The 2183-nt window shown below is 35.6% G+C and carries 2 protein-coding genes; both read left to right on the forward strand.

Annotation, left to right across the window (positions count from 1 at the left end; all coding sequences use genetic code 11):
* On the forward strand, positions 1-1569 hold a 1569-nt coding region (locus tag AHA02nite_RS14900), incomplete at its 5' end, for a peptidoglycan-binding protein (protein ID WP_146818679.1).
* Positions 1570-1679: 110 nt separating this feature from the next.
* Positions 1680-2183 (forward strand): peptidoglycan-binding domain-containing protein (locus AHA02nite_RS14905; RefSeq protein WP_170236128.1); only part of this gene is annotated, 504 nt, incomplete at its 3' end.

Consider the following 2183-nt stretch of genomic DNA (forward strand, 5'->3'; position numbering starts at 1 on the left):
ATGAATAGTCCATTACAAAATGGTAACTATCATGATGATGCGGTCACATTGAAAGAAGATTTAATGACATTAGGCTTTGGTGATTTTTCAAAAACTCGTTTTTATGGCCCACAAACAGAACAAGCAGTTAGGGAATTTCAATCTCACTTTGGTGTAATCGAAAATGGAATCGCTGATCAGCCTACTTTACAGAAAGTTGAAGAAATATTAAGTAGCCCTTTACAAAGTGGAAATTATCATGATGACGCTGTGGAACTAAAAGAGATGTTAATGGTCTTAGGCTTCGGTGACTTCTCTAAAACAACCTATTATGGACCACAAACAGCTAGTGCCGTCAGTGATTTTCAAGATTCACATGACTTACCGGTTAGTGGAATCGCCGATGAAATTACAATTACTGTATTAACAGAATTGTATAATGAAATACAAAGTGGACAAATCATTACAACTTATGACATTACATTTGATGAGATGATTGAAGTTCAGTATACACTGAACCCAAATCCACAAACTGATTTGTATCGTTTCGATAATGGTTTTGTTCACAGTGATTACATTAGTAACATTGAAGAGTCTACTACAATAACAGGTGATGGTGTTAATTTAAGGGCATCTGCTAGCTTTGGTGACAATATTGAAGAAAATGTATCAGGAGGCACCGAAGTAGAATTTATTAAAGAAGTCAACGGTGACGAGTATGAGGGAAGTACGACATGGTTTGAAATCGATTATGATGGAGATACATTGTATGTTCACTCTTCTTTAGCTGAACACACCCAAAAAGGTGAAACTACTGCTAGAGTTAATGTGAGAGAATCTTCTTCTTCAAGTAGTCACAGTTATAAAACTATTCCAGGAGGCACGGAAGTTACTATTGTAGACGAAAGTGGTTCCTGGTATGAAATAGACTTCCGAGACTCTTGGCGTAATTCCAAAGAATCAGATACCAGAAGTTATGCAAACCCTGACCCAGAAGAAAATAACATTAATCAGCATATGTTATTATCTGATGTGGCTGGTGCCACAGGCTCTGAACTTGATGAGTACTTAAGTGGTAAAGGTACATTAGATGGGCAAGGTAGTGCATTTGTGGATGCAGCAAATGAGTATGGTGTTAATGAGGCATACTTAATTGCACACGCTGTTCATGAAACAGCACATGGTAATTCTGAACTTGCACAAGGAATTTATGTAGATAGTGATGGAGACCCAGTATCGGATCAAAGTAATCCACCATCTAGTGCAACCAAAGTATACAATATGTATGGTATTGCTGCATATGATGGTCAGGAAACTATCGCAGGACCACGCTATGCTTATGAACAAGGGTGGACATCCCCAGAAAAGGCTATTATAGGTGGTGCAGAATGGATTGCAAATCGTTATATCTACGGAGAATATAACCAAAACACTATGTATAAGATGAGATGGAATCCAGTTAATACTGGTGTTCGCCAATATGCAACAGATATTGGTTGGGCATTAAAACAAACTAGTACAGTTGAAACTATCTATGAATCAATTGCAAATCCTACCACTCCACGGTATGATATTGTTGAATTCAAATAATTATAAGGCGTCACATTTGTGACGTCTTTTTTTGTCAAGGACATTGAAAAAAATGGTATTATGTCGAATAATAATAGTATAGTAAATACATAATATAGGTGGTAGATAAAATGTTTAAAATGTTCAAATTCATTTTAACAATAATAATTGTAATGTTAGTATTACCTTTATCCAATGTGGGAATTTCGGCGGAAGCTAATTGTGATGATGAGATATACGAAATTAAGTCAGACTTATATAAATTGAATTTTATTACAAGCGGATTTAATGACTGTATAAACGAAGAGTTTGAAAAAGTATTAGAAGAGTTCCAAACTTACTACGAACCTGTAGAGTTAACAGGGGAAATTGATGAACAGACCCTGGAACATATAGAATTTATTCTAAGTTCACCTCTTAAAAATGGGAATTACGATGATGATACAGTTGAGTTAAAAGAATTTCTTATAATGCTAGGTTATGGTGATTTTTCAAAAACGCGCTATTATGGCCCTCAAACTGAGTCAGCTGTTAAAGAGTTCCAAAGAGATCATAATCTGGTTAAACATGGTATAGCTGATGGCCCCACTTTATCAAAACTAGAATATGAGGCAATGAAACCTTTAGAAGAAGGT

It is taken from the genome of Alkalibacillus haloalkaliphilus (assembly GCF_007991275.1).
GTDB lineage: Bacteria > Bacillota > Bacilli > Bacillales > Alkalibacillaceae > Alkalibacillus > Alkalibacillus haloalkaliphilus.